The 13,395-nt window shown below is 55.6% G+C and carries 15 protein-coding genes; 6 read left to right on the top strand and 9 right to left on the bottom strand.

All coding sequences use genetic code 11. The features are described from left to right. Positions 1-2 precede the first annotated feature (2 nt). The 8 genes from ruvX to metK form a co-directional block, all read right to left on the bottom strand. Positions 3-419, bottom strand: a complete 417-nt coding sequence (gene ruvX / locus ACOTYH_RS11365) for a Holliday junction resolvase RuvX (RefSeq protein ID WP_006811925.1) — start codon at positions 417-419, stop codon at positions 3-5. Further along, complete coding sequence (locus tag ACOTYH_RS11360; RefSeq protein ID WP_006811924.1) at positions 419-979, bottom strand: YqgE/AlgH family protein; 561 nt, start codon at positions 977-979, stop codon at positions 419-421. The genes ruvX and ACOTYH_RS11360 overlap by 1 nt, the downstream gene beginning before the upstream one ends. A 74-nt stretch (positions 980-1,053) precedes the next feature. Then, a complete protein-coding gene (gene gshB, locus ACOTYH_RS11355; RefSeq protein WP_015571835.1) occupies positions 1,054-2,001 on the bottom strand; it encodes a glutathione synthase in 948 nt (315 codons plus the stop codon). 31 nt (positions 2,002-2,032) lie between these two features. Continuing rightward, complete coding sequence (gene rsmE, locus ACOTYH_RS11350; RefSeq protein WP_017382923.1) at positions 2,033-2,764, bottom strand: 16S rRNA (uracil(1498)-N(3))-methyltransferase; 732 nt, start codon at positions 2,762-2,764, stop codon at positions 2,033-2,035. 51 nt (positions 2,765-2,815) lie between these two features. Continuing rightward, positions 2,816-3,523 carry a deoxyribonuclease I gene (gene endA / locus ACOTYH_RS11345; RefSeq protein ID WP_003860034.1) on the bottom strand — a complete coding sequence of 236 codons (708 nt, stop codon included), beginning with the start codon at positions 3,521-3,523 and terminating at the stop codon, positions 2,816-2,818. Positions 3,524-3,617: 94 nt separating this feature from the next. Beyond that, positions 3,618-4,115, bottom strand: coding sequence for a SprT family zinc-dependent metalloprotease (locus tag ACOTYH_RS11340; protein WP_015571833.1), 498 nt, complete (start codon positions 4,113-4,115; stop codon positions 3,618-3,620). A 58-nt stretch (positions 4,116-4,173) separates the two neighbouring features. Beyond that, positions 4,174-5,571, bottom strand: coding sequence for a galactose/proton symporter (galP, locus tag ACOTYH_RS11335; protein ID WP_015571832.1), 1,398 nt, complete (start codon positions 5,569-5,571; stop codon positions 4,174-4,176). Between the two features lie 418 nt (positions 5,572-5,989). Beyond that, a complete protein-coding gene (metK, locus tag ACOTYH_RS11330; RefSeq protein WP_023304401.1) occupies positions 5,990-7,144 on the bottom strand; it encodes a methionine adenosyltransferase in 1,155 nt (384 codons plus the stop codon). Between the two features lie 425 nt (positions 7,145-7,569). Between metK and ACOTYH_RS11325 the strand changes: the two genes are divergently transcribed. The 4 genes from ACOTYH_RS11325 (at position 7,570) to speB (ending at position 11,128) form a co-directional block, all read left to right on the top strand. After that, the gene (locus ACOTYH_RS11325; protein ID WP_418235904.1) at positions 7,570-7,710 is read left to right on the top strand and encodes a hypothetical protein; all 141 of its coding nucleotides are present in this window, start codon (positions 7,570-7,572) and stop codon (positions 7,708-7,710) included. A gap of 94 nt (positions 7,711-7,804) precedes the next feature. Then, positions 7,805-7,936 (top strand): acid stress response protein YqgB, encoded by a 132-nt coding sequence (gene yqgB, locus ACOTYH_RS11320; protein WP_057979949.1) that lies wholly within the window; start codon positions 7,805-7,807, stop codon positions 7,934-7,936. Between the two features lie 8 nt (positions 7,937-7,944). Beyond that, positions 7,945-9,921 (top strand): biosynthetic arginine decarboxylase, encoded by a 1,977-nt coding sequence (gene speA / locus ACOTYH_RS11315; protein WP_017382922.1) that lies wholly within the window; start codon positions 7,945-7,947, stop codon positions 9,919-9,921. Positions 9,922-10,207: 286 nt separating this feature from the next. Continuing rightward, positions 10,208-11,128 carry an agmatinase gene (gene speB, locus ACOTYH_RS11310; RefSeq protein WP_421637744.1) on the top strand — a complete coding sequence of 307 codons (921 nt, stop codon included), beginning with the start codon at positions 10,208-10,210 and terminating at the stop codon, positions 11,126-11,128. Positions 11,129-11,131: 3 nt separating this feature from the next. Here the strand turns inward: speB and ACOTYH_RS11305 are convergent, their stop codons facing one another. After that, the gene (locus ACOTYH_RS11305) at positions 11,132-12,343 is read right to left on the bottom strand and encodes an MFS transporter (RefSeq protein WP_421637766.1); all 1,212 of its coding nucleotides are present in this window, start codon (positions 12,341-12,343) and stop codon (positions 11,132-11,134) included. 415 nt (positions 12,344-12,758) lie between these two features. On the opposite strand from ACOTYH_RS11305, the gene ACOTYH_RS11300 reads away from it, so the two are divergent. Both ACOTYH_RS11300 and ACOTYH_RS11295 read left to right on the top strand, forming a co-directional pair. Then, positions 12,759-13,082, top strand: a complete 324-nt coding sequence (locus ACOTYH_RS11300; RefSeq protein WP_003860044.1) for a Rieske (2Fe-2S) protein — start codon at positions 12,759-12,761, stop codon at positions 13,080-13,082. After that, positions 13,079-13,387 (top strand): recombinase-like helix-turn-helix domain-containing protein, encoded by a 309-nt coding sequence (locus ACOTYH_RS11295; protein WP_017382919.1) that lies wholly within the window; start codon positions 13,079-13,081, stop codon positions 13,385-13,387. The genes ACOTYH_RS11300 and ACOTYH_RS11295 overlap by 4 nt, the downstream gene beginning before the upstream one ends. Positions 13,388-13,395 lie beyond the last annotated feature (8 nt).

The following is a 13,395-nucleotide window of genomic DNA, read 5'->3' as shown; positions in this document are numbered from 1 at the left end:
GCTCAGTAACCCTGTTCGAAATAGCTTTCGAGGATAATGACGGCTGAAGCTGAATCCACGCTGCCTTTGTTCAGCGCCCGGAAGCCACCGTGTTCGAACAGGCCAGCGCGTGCCTCGACGGTGCTCAAACGTTCATCGTGCAGCTTAACGGAGACGCCAAAGCGGCCATGGATTTTGTTCGCGAACTTGCGCGCGCGGGCGGTAAGCGGTTGCTCGGTGCCGTCCATGTTCAGCGGCAGGCCGACAATCACGTCGTCCGGCTGCCACTCTTTGAGCAAGCGCTCAATAAGGTTCCAGTCCGGCGTGCCGTCGTTAGCTTTCAGCGCCGTGAGCGGGCGAGCGGTGCCGGTGATCCGTTGACCCACAGCGACGCCGATGCTTTTGGTGCCGAAGTCGAAGGCGAGAAGGGTGCCGCTCATTACGCATGCCCCGCAACGCCAGGCATGGTCAGAATATCAATGCCAATCAGTTTTGCCGCGTCACGCCAGCGATCGGCGATAGGGGTTTTAAACAGGATATTCATATCCGCAGGGGCTGTCAGCCAGGCGTTGTCCAGAATTTCTTGTTCCAGCTGCCCTTTTTCCCAGGAGGCGTAGCCGAGCGCAACCAGCACCTCAGAAGGCTGACTGGCAGTGCCCAGCGTTTCAAGCACGTCGCGAGAGGTGGTGACGACGGTGTTATCGGAGATACGAATGCTGGACGAGAAAACCGGCGGGGTATGCAGGATAAAACCACGATCTTCTGCAAGCGGGCCGCCGAGCATCACCGGTTTATCGAGACGGATTTCCGGCAGCCGCGCTTCAGCAGGGATTTTCAACTTGTCCAGAATGCCTTCCACCTGGAGGTTTTCCAGCGGCTTATTGATGATAATCCCCATCGCGCCGTCTTCGTTGTATTCGCAAATATAGACCACGGAGCGGCGGAAAATCGGATCCTGGAGAGCAGGCATGGCAATAAGAAAGTGATGCTGTAAATTCATTGTCAGAGGTACTGTTTCCTGGTTTAAAAAGCGACAGCGCCCAGTATGGGGATAAACACAGGCGCTGTCACAGGTTATTTCTGTAAACGTTTTTCGATAGCGTCCATCAGCATTCCGGTGATCGAGATCGGGAATTCCGCTTCAATTTCACGAATGCAGGTCGGGCTGGTGACGTTCACTTCGGTCAGACGATCGCCGATGATATCGAGGCCGACGAAGATCAGGCCTTTGGCTTTCAGCGTAGGGCCGACGCGGCGGGCAATTTCCCAGTCGCTTTCGCTTAACGGACGCGGTTCGCCACGGCCGCCAGCCGCCAGGTTGCCACGGGTTTCCCCTCCCTGCGGGATACGCGCCAGGCAGTAAGGCACCGGCTCGCCGTCTACGACCAGCACACGCTTGTCGCCGTCTTTAATGGCCGGAAGATAGTTCTGCGCCATGCAGTAGCGGGTTCCCAGCTCGGTCAGCGTTTCGGCAATCACGCCAATGTTCGGATCGCCCTCTTTCACGCGGAAGATCGACGCGCCACCCATGCCGTCCAGCGGTTTCATGATGATGTCGCCGTGCTTCTGCCAGAATTCTTTCAGCTGCGTTTTGCTGCGGGTGACGAGCGTTTCCGGCGTCAGGTCAGAGAACCATGCGGTATAGAGCTTCTCGTTGCAGTCGCGCAGGCTCTGCGGCTTGTTGACGATCAGCGTGCCTTTCTCTTCGGCACGCTCAAGGATATAGGTAGCGTAAATGTATTCGGTGTCGAACGGCGGATCTTTACGCATCAGGATCACGTTAAGGTCGGCCAGGGCAATATCCTGTTCGGTGCCGAATTCGTACCATTTTTCGTAGTTCTGCTCGACGTTAACGATGCGGGTGCGTGCGCGGGCTTCACCGTTGATCAGGTAAAGATCGTTCATCTCCATATAGTGGAGTTCATAGCCGCGACGCTGCGCTTCCAGCAGCATAGCGAAGCTGGAGTCTTTCTTGATGTTAATGTTTGCGATGGGGTCCATCACGATGCCGAGCTTAATCATCTTCTTCTCCGGTTATGGGTCAGGCTTTGCTTCAACCCAGATCGCCAAATCGCACCTGTAGCGCGGTAATGGCGGTGAGTGCCGTTGTCTCAGTGCGCAGAACGCGAGGTCCCAACAGAATATCAGTAAACTGGTAACGCGCCGTCATGGCAATTTCGTCAGCCGACAGGCCGCCTTCCGGGCCAATCAGCAGGCGTACACGCTCAACGGGCAGCGGCAGCGTATTGATGCTGGCGCTGGCGCGTGGATGAAGATTGAGCTTAAGCCCGCTTTCCTCTTCTGCACACCAGTCCTCCAGATCCATCGCCGGGCGGATCTCAGGGATACGGTTGCGGCCGCTCTGTTCGCAGGCCGCAATGGCAATTTTTTGCCACTGCTGGATCTTTTTGTTCAGACGTTCCGCATCCAGTTTAACGCCGCAGCGCTCAGAAAAAAGTGGCGTAATGAGGCTTACACCCAGTTCAATGGATTTCTGAATGGTGAACTCCATCTTTTCCCCACGCGACATCACCTGGCCCAGGTGAATGTGCAGCGGGGATTCCCGGTCGTCCACGTCGCCACGCAGCACCTTCACGTGCACGCTTTTTTTATCGGCGCGCGTAATTTCAGCGTCGAAAACCTGATTAGAGCCGTCAAAGAGCTGAATCGCCTGGCCTGCCCCCATGCGCAGCACGCGACCTACATGGTTTGCGGCATCATCAGACAGGGCGATTTCGCCGCCTGGGGTAATCAGTTCAGGGTGATAGATGCGAGGGATGCGCATAGTCAGAAATTCCATGTGTCATGCGATATAAGCGAATTGCCGTAGTGTAGGTTAGCTCTTTTGCGCCTGGCAAGCCCGCTGGACGTAAGGGTTGTGATTCCCCTGGACTTTGGCGATACGTTCGTCGCGCTGGCATTCCCAGTCCGTCACCGGGTAGAGCTTGTCCCAGGCATTGAAGAGCTGCGTTTGCTGGCGGGAAAGATTGAGATCGTAGCGGTCGCGCATATAGAAATAAGTGCGGGCGATGCTGCCGCGCGCGCGGGCAGGCGGTTCGGCGACTTTCTCTTTGAAATCGACCTTCATGGCGCACTGACCGTACTGGCCTTCGCCACCGTTCCACTGGCTGTACATGAAGTTTCCGCGGTCGCCATTGACCTCACCCACGGCGGGTTGCAGGTTGTGCATATCGCTTTCCATCTGGCGGTAGACCGGATCTTTTGCGCAATTTTTACGTCCACCGTCCTGCCAGCACTGGCGCTGGTGGCCAAACTGCCAGGCCGGAACAACGTGTTCCCATTCGATTCGGCTGGCGCGATTCTCGTTCTTGCGCACCTTATAGCCGCAGGATCCAAGATCCACGACCCCTTTCTTACCCTGCCAGTTAATTTTACAGCCGCAGTAGAAATCACCCGGTACGTCGGCGTTAATCTTTACGCCCGCGGTTTTTGCCTGAGAGAAACTGTGAATACCGTCGGCCAGAGCATGGCCGGAGAGCGCTGTCGCCAGAAAAGCGACCGCGAGAGAAACATTACGGGACATCTTACACTCCGTGTCAAAACGAGCCCGCAACGTAACGAATGTTGTTCCCGTATGCAATCAGTCAGATCAGGAAAGTTCCTGAAAGTTCGAGTGATTATTCCGCAACCAGCGGTTCGCCGCATTTAACGCAGCGATAGGTCGCCTCGCCGCGCACCACGCGGTTATGGCGGCGGACGGTAAGCTGGTGCTGCTGACACTGGCAGCGGTAGGGGAAGGTATTGCGGCGTACCGATTCCAGCTCGAACTGATGGGTGCGGCGGGCCGGAACCCCGAGCACCGCCTCCATCATCCATTTCCACTCTTTGCCGTGCGGCGCGACGCGGCCAAAGTGTTTCCACACCAGCAGGTGCGCCAGCTCGTGCGGCACCACTTCGTCGATAAACGCCTGCTGGTTTTCCATCATCAGCACCGGATTCAGGCGGATCTCATACGATTCCAGCCAGGCGGTGCCTGCCGCGGTGCCACGCTGCTGATAGACCAGCTTCGGTTCAGGATAATTGCGGCCGAGCTTCAGGTTGGCCTGGGCGAGTTTTTCCCGCAGGCTGCGCATGACGGCTTGCTGAATGGCGATGGGGAGACGGGGAGCTTTCATAGGGGCAGAGCATAAAGCGGGAAGCGGGGAGGCGCAAGAGGCGCCTCCCGCAGGAGGATCAGTCGTGTGCGCCGATTTCGCGCAGAGGACGACCTTTCATCAGGTTACGTTCAATGTGTTCCAGTGAAACATGTTTGGTTTCAGGAACCAGCCAGATAGTGAGAACGATAAAGAACAGGTTCAGACCGGCGTAGACCCAGAAGGTATTGGCGTTACCCAGGGTATTGAGCATGGTCAGGAACGTTGCGCCGACGATCATGTTGGCAATCCAGTTGGTCGCGGTAGAACAGGTGATACCAAAATCACGCCCTTTCAGCGGCTGGATCTCAGAGCACAGCACCCAAATCAGCGGACCGGCGCTCATCGCAAACCCAATGATAAACATCAGCAGCATCGCCACGGCGAAGTACTGTGCCGTTGGGGAATGAATGCCCATGTGCATCATGGTACCCAGCACGCCCATCCCGACGGCCATCACCAGGAAGCCTAGCGTCAGTGTTGGCTTACGTCCCCAGCGGTCCACCAGACCGATAGCGATAAAGGTCGCCAGCACGTTGGTCAGGCCGACGATCACGGTGCCCCACATCTGCTCGGTGGTGTTGGTGTAGCCCGCCAGTTCGAAGATTTTCGGCGCGTAATACATGATGACGTTCATCCCGGTGAACTGTTGCATGATCTGTAACAGCACGCCGAGGAACACCGCGCGACGGAAGTTGCTGTTCTCTTTAAACAGCGCCCAGCCGGACTGTTTGACCTTCAGGCTTTCGCGGATCTCTTCCAGCTCGTTTTTGGCTTCGGCGCTGGTATCACGCAGGCGTAAGAGCACGCGTTCGGCATCATGGAAGCGGCGTTTGGCGGCGAACCAGCGTGGACTGTCCGGCAGGAAGAAGACGCCAATCAGCAGCAGGATGGCAGGAATGATGATTACGCCCAGCATCCAGCGCCATGCGCCGCTGTAGCTGAATGCGGTATCCGAGAGATAAGCCCCCAGAATACCGATGGTGATCATCAGCTGATACATGGAAATCATGCTGCCGCGGATTTTTTCCGGAGCGATTTCAGACAGGTACAGCGGGGCAGTATAAGACGCCACGCCCACTGCCAGACCGAGCAGCACGCGGGAGATGATCAGCACTTCAACGTTAGGCGCAGCGGCAGAGAACAGTGAGCCGGCAACGAACAGGATCGCGCCGATCATCAGGCTCTTTTTACGCCCGAGCTTAAAGGAGAGCCAGCCGCTGCCGACCGCGCCGACGGCGGCACCGAACATCATGGAGCTAACCACCCATTCCTGAGTGTGTGCGCTAATCTGGAACTCATCGGTGATGAAAGGTAATGCACCGGCAATTACGCCAATATCCAGGCCAAAGAGTAATCCTGCCAGAGCGGCGAGGAAGCAGACGAAGAACGTCATTGCCTTATTGGACGTACGCCCCTGTTTATTATTGTCAGGCATTATGCCCTCCAGTTGGGTTATCAGTTTTTACGATATTAAGAGTAGGTGAGCGGCTCATAAAAATATGTGAGTCAAATCACAACGGTGTAATCGGTTACACTGGCTTGTAACCGTAAAAATAATTAAAGCTTTGAAAATATAGAGGTAAATTAATTGATGTGCATCGCGTTTGCACAAATTTCAGACTTAACTGAAAGGGAATGTAACAGCAGAAGAAATGCGATCATGCAAAGAGAATATTCTGAAAGCGGGGTATAGAGAGTGAGGTGTAAACGGTTCCAAACATTGCCGGGTGGCGGCTGCGCCTTACCCGGCCTACAAAAACTCACTACCCGTAGGTCGGGTAAGGCGCAGCCGCCACCCGACATAAAAAAAGGCCAGCGCAAAGGCTGGCCTGTTTAACGCTACGGTCGGTCGATTATTTCAGACCGGCAGCGTCACGCAGCAAGGCGGCTTTGTCGGTTTTTTCCCATGGGAAATGTTCGCGACCAAAGTGACCGTACGCAGCGGTTTCTTTATAGATTGGGTGCAGCAGATCCAGCATCTGGATCAGGCCGTAAGGACGCAGGTCGAAGAACTCGCGCACCAGCAGCGTCAGCTGCTCGGATGGCACTTTCTCTGTACCGAAGGTTTCCACCATGATGGAGGTTGGCTCAGCCACGCCGATGGCGTAGGAAACCTGGATCTCACAGCGGTCAGCCAGACCGGCAGCAACGATGTTTTTCGCCACATAACGTGCAGCGTACGCCGCAGAACGGTCAACTTTAGACGGATCTTTACCGGAGAATGCGCCGCCGCCGTGACGTGCCATGCCGCCGTAGGTATCTACGATGATTTTACGACCGGTCAGACCGCAGTCACCCATTGGGCCGCCGATAACAAAGCGTCCGGTTGGGTTGATGAAGAATTTGGTCGCAGAGCTCAGCCATTCAGTTGGCAGAACCGGCTTGATGATCTCTTCCATCACCGCTTCTTGCAGGGATTTCTGGTCAATCTCTTCAGCATGCTGCGTGGAAAGAACCACTGCATCGATACCGACGATTTTCCCGTCGTCATACTGGAAGGTCACCTGGCTTTTCGCATCCGGACGCAGCCACGGCAGGGTGCCGTTTTTACGCACTTCAGCCTGACGCTGCACCAGACGATGGGCGTAGGTTACCGGCGCTGGCATCAGCACGTCGGTTTCGTTGGTTGCGTAGCCGAACATCAGGCCCTGGTCACCCGCGCCCTGTTCCAGCGGATCGGCACGGTCAACGCCCTGGTTGATGTCCGGAGACTGTTTGCCAATCGCGCTCAGTACGGCGCAGGAGTTGGCATCAAAGCCCATATCAGAATGTACATAGCCGATCTCACGCACCGTGTTACGGGTGATCTCTTCGATATCAACCCATGCGCTGGTGGTGATCTCACCGCCAACCAGAACCATGCCGGTTTTGACATAGGTTTCACACGCTACGCGCGCCTTTGGATCCTGCGCGAGGATCGCATCCAGCACCGCATCGGAGATTTGGTCAGCAATTTTATCAGGATGTCCTTCTGATACGGACTCGGACGTAAACAGGTGTTTTGCCATGTTTTATTTCACCTAAGAGGAATTTGGTTAGCTCAAGCTGCTGTGTGGAATAGCCATAGGAGATAATTCTACCAAGGCCTACAGGATTTTGACACTGGCAGTCTGAGTGTTAATCGGTATGGATGGATTAACATCTGGACGTCTATTTTAGGTCACTTCTTCACCCGATTTCCAGTTTTTTTTGACTCACCTCTCACTGCGTTGAAAACACGGCTGGAAATTTTTCCTGACGACGCTGGCAACCTGCGCATTTTTGTTTTGCTTTTTAGCGACCTTCTCGGTATAAAACGCGGCGCGCGGCTCATATAAAATAAGCGCTCGATGAACACATCGTGTCGCCACTTCCAGCCGGGTTAAGCAGTGAACTTTTAGCTTTGGCTTGTGGTCCGTTTCAGCAGAGACGGCCGTGGAGGTGATACGAGATAATGAACCATCGTTTTCCGCTCATTCAGCGCAGCCGTTCTGGCGCGCATTTGATTCCCACCCGCACTTCTGGTCTAAACACCTGCCGATGTTATACCCATCTCGGTGCTTCTCAGGATTCCAGAGCCGGTCACGCTTTGTGAAAACTGAACAAGGGCGCTCTTGTTAATACAGGAGTTTTCTCGTGGTTTCGCCGAACCTTGTCATACAGAGTTCGGATACGTGTTTTACAATGATATGAATAAGAAACCGGTCGCACGGTCTGGATTTCAGCATACTCTGCTGGGAAATGGAGCCGTTAATGGGTTGTTATCGCCGTATAACGCTGCGATAGTAGTCAACTGTTTTACACTTAATACAAAGAGTTGAGGTTCGCTATGTCTGACGACATGTCTTCGCTTTCGCCTTCGTCAGCAGGCGAACAGGGTGTACTACGTTCTATGCAGGAGGTTGCGATGAGCTCCCAGGAAGCCAGCAAGATGCTGCGCACTTACAATATTGCCTGGTGGGGCAATAACTACTACGACGTTAACGAGCTGGGCCACATCAGTGTCTGCCCGGATCCGGACGTCCCGGAAGCGCGCGTGGATCTCGCTAAACTGGTGAAAACCCGTGAAGCGCAGGGTCAGCGCTTGCCTGCACTGTTCTGCTTCCCGCAGATCCTGCAACATCGCCTGCGTTCTATTAACGCCGCGTTCAAACGCGCGCGGGAATCGTATGGTTATAACGGCGACTATTTCCTCGTTTACCCGATCAAGGTCAATCAGCACCGTCGCGTGATTGAGTCCCTGATCCACTCCGGCGAGCCGCTGGGCCTGGAAGCAGGCTCTAAAGCGGAGCTGATGGCGGTTCTGGCGCACGCGGGCATGACCCGGTCGGTGATCGTCTGTAACGGCTATAAAGACCGCGAATACATTCGTCTGGCGCTGATTGGCGAGAAGATGGGCCACAAGGTCTATCTGGTGATCGAGAAGATGACCGAAATCGCGATCGTGCTGGAAGAGGCCGAGCGTCTGAACGTGATCCCACGCCTTGGCGTGCGTGCGCGACTGGCGTCGCAGGGTTCCGGTAAATGGCAGTCTTCCGGCGGTGAAAAATCCAAGTTTGGCCTCGCGGCGAACCAGGTGCTTCAGCTGGTGGAAATTCTGCGCGAGCGCGGTCGTCTGGACAGCATTCAGCTGCTGCACTTCCACCTCGGCTCGCAGATGGCCAATATTCGCGACATCGCCACTGGTGTGCGTGAATCCGCGCGTTTCTACGTTGAGCTGCATAAGCTCGGCGTAAACATTCAGTGCTTTGACGTGGGTGGCGGCCTGGGCGTGGACTACGAAGGGACCCGCTCGCAGTCTGACTGCTCGGTAAACTATGGCCTGAACGAATATGCCAACAACATCATCTGGGCGATTGGCGATGCCTGCGAAGAGCACGGCCTGCCGCACCCGACGGTGATCACCGAATCCGGCCGCGCGGTCACCGCGCACCATACGGTGCTGGTCTCTAACATCATCGGCGTTGAGCGTAGCGAAATCACCGAAGCCACGCCTCCGGCAGACGATGCCCCACGTTCCCTGCAAAGCATGTGGGAAACCTGGCAGGAGATGCACGAGCCGGGCACGCGTCGTTCCCTGCGCGAATGGCTGCACGACAGCCAGATGGACCTGCACGATATTCACGTCGGCTACTCGTCAGGCACCTTCAGCCTGCAAGAGCGCGCGTGGGCCGAGCAGCTCTATCTGAATATGTGCCACGAAGTGCAGAAACAGCTCGACCCGAGCAACCGCGCGCACCGTCCGATTATCGACGAGTTGCAGGAGCGTATGGCGGACAAAATGTACGTCAACTTCTCCCTGTTCCAGTCGATGCCGGATGCCTGGGGTATCGACCAGCTGTTCCCGGTTCTGCCGCTGGAAGGGCTGAACCACGCCCCGGAACGCCGCGCCGTGCTGCTGGACATCACCTGTGACTCCGACGGCGCAATTGACCACTACGTCGACGGCGACGGTATCGCAACGACGATGCCAATGCCGGAGTACGATCCGGAGAACCCGCCAATGCTGGGCTTCTTTATGGTGGGGGCGTATCAGGAGATCCTCGGCAACATGCACAACCTGTTCGGTGATACCGAAGCGGTTGACGTGTTTGTCTTCCCTGACGGCAGCGTGGAGGTTGAGCTGTCCGACGAAGGGGACACCGTGGCGGACATGCTCGAATACGTTCAGCTGGATCCGAAAAAACTGCTCACCCAGTTCCGCGATCAGGTTAAAAACACCGGTCTGGACGATGCCTTGCAGCAGCAGTTCCTGGAAGAGTTTGAAGCGGGTCTGTACGGGTATACGTATCTGGAAGACGAGTAAGAAAACCTCCCTCTCCCTGTGGGAGAGGGGCGGGGTGAGGGCATCAGGCCGCTGTGCCGCCGATGCCCGGTGGCGCTGCGCTTACCGGGCCTACGAATGTACGCCGGAGAAGGCGAAGCCGCCATCCGGCAGAATGCTATACTCACTTGAACCCGTATGAATTAACGGCGATAATTCGCCCCAATATGCGATTTACGAATCAATCCCTTCCTCGTCGGGTTTAACGACGCGGAGGGGATTTTTTTTCATCTGTTTTTAATGTATCGACTTTATAAGAGGTCAGGACATGAGCACTTTAGGTCATCAGTACGATAACTCTCTGGTATCTAACGCGTTTGGTTTTTTACGCCTTCCGATGAACTTCCAGCCGTACGACAGCGATGCGGACTGGGTGATCACCGGCGTACCGTTCGACATGGCAACGTCCGGTCGCGCGGGTGGACGTCATGGCCCGGCGGCGATCCGTCAGGTTTCCACCAACCTGGCCTGGGAGCACAACCGCTTCCCGTGGAACTTCGACATGCGCGAGCGCCTGAACGTGGTGGACTGCGGCGATCTGGTGTACGCCTTCGGTGACGCGCGTGAAATGAGCGAAAAATTGCAGGCGCACGCCGAGAAGCTGCTGGCGGCCGGTAAACGCATGCTCTCCTTCGGCGGTGACCACTTCGTGACCCTGCCGCTGCTGCGCGCCCACGCGAAGCACTTCGGCAAAATGGCGCTGATGCACTTCGATGCGCACACCGACACCTACGCGAACGGCTGTGAATTCGACCACGGCACCATGTTCTATACCGCGCCGAAAGAAGGCCTGATCGATCCGAACCACTCCGTGCAGATCGGCATCCGCACCGAGTTCGACAAAGACAACGGCTTCACCGTACTCGACGCGGGCCAGGTGAACGATCGCGGCGTGGACGATATTCTGGCTCAGGTTAAGCAGATCGTCGGCGACATGCCTGTCTATCTGACCTTCGATATTGACTGCCTGGATCCGGCATTCGCACCGGGTACCGGTACGCCGGTGATCGGCGGCCTGACATCAGACCGCGCCATCAAGCTGGTGCGCGGCCTGAAGGATCTGAACATCGTCGGGATGGACGTGGTGGAAGTGGCTCCGGCCTATGACCAGTCCGAGATCACCGCGCTGGCCGCGGCGACCCTGGCGCTGGAAATGCTCTACATCCAGGCGGCGAAAAAAGGCGAATAAGCCTTACGCGCTGATTGCTGCTGCGCGCCGCATGCGCAGCAGCAACATTCCCCCGGCAAGCAGGGTGACAACCTGCGAGACGACCAGCACCGAAAAGCCTGAACTGACCGACCCCACCGATCTCATCACCATCCCCATCAGCAGCGGAATAAACGCCGCGCAGATATTGCCGATCCCATTGATAATGCCGTAAGCGCTGCCCACCGATTCCCGCGCGGCGTGATGCTGAATCACCGCCGGAATAGCCGCTCCCTGAAGCCCCCAGAACACGTTGGCAGACAGCATAAAGAGCGCCAGCCATGCGGGCTGATGGCTGAGCATCAGTGCGATCACGGAGAGTGCCGTCAACGTACCGCCCACCACAAACAGTACCGGTGCCTGTTCCGGACGCATTTTATCGAGCAGCACGCCACCCAGAAACTTTGACCCCAGACTGAGCAGGAAGGGGATCGCCGCAAGCCAGCCCGTGGCATGCAGCGAGAAGTGGTGCTCGTCACGCAGCCACGCGGGTAACCAGGCGCTGCTCCCCCAGAGATAGCTCAGGGTGGCGATTTCAACCACCATGATCCAGCCCAGCAGCGGCGTCTGCCAGGCCAGCGTGAAGGTGTGGACAAACCCCGGTTTTTTCGCGGTCGGGAGCTTGCGCGGCGCGGGCAGAAAACGCCAGATTAAGCCGCCGCCGAGGAGAAGGTTGATTGCCGCCAGCGCATAAAACGACCCGGCCCAGCCCAGATGCGACATCAGCCAGGTCACCAGCGGAAAGCCCACGGCCAGCCCGAGCGAGACGCCCAGCGCGGTCACGGCGTTGGGTTTGCCGATCTCTTGCGCGCTAAAGTTATCGCTGATAAAGCGCGTTTTCAGTGAAAAAAGCGGTCCCTCCGCGATCCCCAGAATCACGCGGGCGAAGAGCATTCCCGTCAGCGAGCCGAGCAAAGGTGAAGCCGCGCAGACCGCGGCCCAAATCGCAATGCTGCTTAATAATCCCTGCCGATAATGAAGTTTGCTTTCAATAACCGGCGTTAATAATAAAGCGGAAAATCCATAACCCAGAAGAAAGCAGGTCATGAGCAGGCCCTGTAACATTCTGTTTTCATTTAACTGAAAATGTTCGGCAAATTCCGGGTTTAAAATCATTACCGAGATATTTACCCGATCGACGTAGGAAATAATAATGAGTAATAAAAGCGCAATCGTGCCTTGCCATCTTGCCGTCATCATGTCCGCCTTACGTTTTTTGTAACTTATATTTTTCATCAATGTGATTGTCACGGGGCTAAAATGATTCACCTGTGAAACTCTTTGTTTATTAAAGATAAATTAAAAATTCGTTTCACAGGTGAAACGCGAAAGAGGTGACGTTCATTTATTTTTAGAGAGTAAAAAGAAAAGAAGTCAATATCTTTTATTGAAAATAAGAGACCATTAAAAAAACGTATTTCTCACGCTGCAATAATGAAAATTTCATATCGCTGCATTTTTTCGTGATCCCTTGCACACTTAGTTAATTAATTGCCGATCGATTAACAAATTCGTCACATTGTCGCTTGACGAAACATTCATCGCTTTTATATTGACCGTATTAAATAAGAAACAGAGTTTCATATATGAAACAAAAGCCTGGAGGATCGTGATGAGCTGGATAGGCGTATGTGACGCAGAGCAAGTACAGGAAGATTTCCCTTTTAGCGGCAACGTCGACGGTAAAGAGATCGGCGTTTACCTGATCGACGGTGAATATTACGCGCTGGAGGACGTATGCCCGCACGCCTATGCCCTGCTGAGTCAGGGCTTCGTGGAAGACGGCAAGGTGGAATGCCCGCTGCACGAGGCGGTGTTCGACGTCAAAACCGGCCAGTGTCTGCACGGCCCCGGTGGTCGCAACCTCAATCGTTACCCGGTTCGGGTTTTTGAAAACCAGATTCAGATTACCTTCGTTGAGGAGACCGTGGCATGAGCGACACGCTGAACTACAACCCGGCGCTGCCGGAAAGCCGCCAGTTTACCCCGCCGGCAGAGGGCGGTAATGGCGCCATTCATAAGCCGGGTGATTACACCAACCTGATCTGGCAGACCCGCAGCCGCGAGCCGGAAAGCTGGGAAGTGAAGCTGATTGCGACGCTGGAAGATCTCTTCGAGCAGGGCGTTGAAACTTTGCCGGAGCTGGTAAGCGGGCTGAACGCGGTGCGTATGCACGACCAGCAGGGCGAGCCGTGGAGCGACGCCAGCTTCCAGGCATTCTTACAGGTTAACGGCTACTGAGGGCAACG

Source organism: Enterobacter cloacae complex sp. SHL001 (assembly GCF_049236825.1).
In the GTDB taxonomy this organism is placed as follows: domain Bacteria; phylum Pseudomonadota; class Gammaproteobacteria; order Enterobacterales; family Enterobacteriaceae; genus Enterobacter; species Enterobacter hormaechei_C.
Note: the sequence above shows the minus strand (reverse complement) of the source record. Positions and strands in the feature narration are given on the sequence as shown.

What these genes read in the sequence shown, in the direction of transcription:
- ACOTYH_RS11340 (WP_015571833.1), bottom strand. Translation starts at nt 4,115, where the DNA reads ATGAAAGCTCCCCGTCTCCCCATCGCCATTCAGCAAGCCGTCATGCGC.
- metK (WP_023304401.1), bottom strand. Translation starts at nt 7,144, where the DNA reads ATGGCAAAACACCTGTTTACGTCCGAGTCCGTATCAGAAGGACATCCT.
- ACOTYH_RS11360 (WP_006811924.1), bottom strand. Translation starts at nt 979, where the DNA reads ATGAATTTACAGCATCACTTTCTTATTGCCATGCCTGCTCTCCAGGAT.
- gshB (WP_015571835.1), bottom strand. Translation starts at nt 2,001, where the DNA reads ATGATTAAGCTCGGCATCGTGATGGACCCCATCGCAAACATTAACATC.
- endA (WP_003860034.1), bottom strand. Translation starts at nt 3,523, where the DNA reads ATGTCCCGTAATGTTTCTCTCGCGGTCGCTTTTCTGGCGACAGCGCTC.
- ruvX (WP_006811925.1), bottom strand. Translation starts at nt 419, where the DNA reads ATGAGCGGCACCCTTCTCGCCTTCGACTTCGGCACCAAAAGCATCGGC.
- speA (WP_017382922.1), top strand. Translation starts at nt 7,945, where the DNA reads ATGTCTGACGACATGTCTTCGCTTTCGCCTTCGTCAGCAGGCGAACAG.
- yqgB (WP_057979949.1), top strand. Translation starts at nt 7,805, where the DNA reads ATGAATAAGAAACCGGTCGCACGGTCTGGATTTCAGCATACTCTGCTG.
- galP (WP_015571832.1), bottom strand. Translation starts at nt 5,571, where the DNA reads ATGCCTGACAATAATAAACAGGGGCGTACGTCCAATAAGGCAATGACG.
- rsmE (WP_017382923.1), bottom strand. Translation starts at nt 2,764, where the DNA reads ATGCGCATCCCTCGCATCTATCACCCTGAACTGATTACCCCAGGCGGC.
- ACOTYH_RS11325 (WP_418235904.1), top strand. Translation starts at nt 7,570, where the DNA reads ATGAACCATCGTTTTCCGCTCATTCAGCGCAGCCGTTCTGGCGCGCAT.
- ACOTYH_RS11305 (WP_421637766.1), bottom strand. Translation starts at nt 12,343, where the DNA reads ATGACGGCAAGATGGCAAGGCACGATTGCGCTTTTATTACTCATTATT.
- ACOTYH_RS11295 (WP_017382919.1), top strand. Translation starts at nt 13,079, where the DNA reads ATGAGCGACACGCTGAACTACAACCCGGCGCTGCCGGAAAGCCGCCAG.
- speB (WP_421637744.1), top strand. Translation starts at nt 10,208, where the DNA reads ATGAGCACTTTAGGTCATCAGTACGATAACTCTCTGGTATCTAACGCG.
- ACOTYH_RS11300 (WP_003860044.1), top strand. Translation starts at nt 12,759, where the DNA reads ATGAGCTGGATAGGCGTATGTGACGCAGAGCAAGTACAGGAAGATTTC.